The organism is Elstera litoralis, from assembly GCF_000963705.1.
Lineage (GTDB): Bacteria > Pseudomonadota > Alphaproteobacteria > Elsterales > Elsteraceae > Elstera > Elstera litoralis.
The window spans coordinates 1-1,259 of the sequence record NZ_LAJY01000791.1; the positions used below are offsets into that span (position 1 = coordinate 1).

Genomic DNA, 1,259 nt, shown 5'->3' on the forward strand with positions numbered 1-1,259 from the left:
CCCATTGGGAGTGCTGGACTCAACACCCTTCCTTCCTATGAATATCTCTTTGGAGATTCATAAAATTTGTGCGTTCTTAAGATTTTTAATTAGGTCATAACACCTGACATATTTATCAGGTCGACCTTTTGAAAGAATGTGTTAGGTTGAAGTAATGTCGATCTTTCTCTGCTGACACCTGAATATCAATGCTGCGCCGCGCAAAATCCGTCGATATTCCCTTCATGATTACAGGCTATGAAATAGGCCTGCGTGATGGCAATTTCTCAAAATCAAGCATGCAAATAAATGCTTTTTTTTGCCAAAACAATTTCTCACAAAAACGTACATTCTTATATTTATCAGCACGATTCAAGGCCAGTAGGATATGCTATCCTGCGAAAAAAGGACAGCCATAAACATGAAATAATGATGATGTATGTAGACGAAACTCTTCAAGGCAAGGGGATTGGCAAGAAATTTTTGCTATCTCTTCTCTCAGAGCCAATGAAAGACTCCCCTATAATCTGCTCAACGACGCAAACAGCATCTAACCGTATGATGAAAATGCTGAGCAGTATTGGATTTGAAAAAAAAGCAGAAAACTCAGATGGCATTTACTGGGAAAAACAGAACACGGCCCCCGCGTCCGTAGCGGCGGCTTCCGGAGCATCTCCCCCCTCTCTTCCGACGGGCCGCAGTCCTATCCTGCGGGTGGCCCTGCCGATTACATTTGACGGCGAGATCCAGCCCCCCACCGAACCCGTGGGCGAAAGGCAGCTTGCCGCCCCCGCTGGGTTTAAGAAATACGCCTCTCCCGCTGCCCCCCCGCCTATCATTGAACACGCGCCGCCGCCGCAGTTCGAGAACGCACAGGGCGATAATTCGGACCTGCGCGCCGTTGCCGAGCCTGCGGAACCGCCCCCCTCTCCTCTGAAAGAGAAAAGGGAGGAAACTGGGCGCACGCACACGGCCAGCGCGCCAGAGGAGAACCGGATTGAGTTGGAAGATAAAATCGGGAATAATCTCGGTGTCGTTGAAGAAAGTGTAGCGTCTATACAGGAGGCTTCGCCAGTCATTACGCTGGATGACGAGGCCGACACGCTTGCGCATTCAATATCCCCCGCATCGACCGATGTCCTGCCCCAACCGCCGAGGGATTTCTCTGCAAAACGGCCATTGCCGCCTCTGACCAGCAAACGGGAACAAGCGCAACTCTTGGCCCGTCAACTCTTTGAGACGTTACGTCAATCGAAACCTGAAACCCATGAGTTGCCCCC

1 protein-coding gene is annotated in these 1,259 nt (G+C 50.2%); it reads left to right on the top strand.

The genetic code is table 11. The features are described 5' to 3' along the window. Positions 1 to 288: 288 nt before the first annotated feature. A partial coding sequence (locus VZ95_RS19810; protein ID WP_156995449.1) for a GNAT family N-acetyltransferase occupies positions 289 to 1,259 on the top strand: 971 nt, incomplete at its 3' end.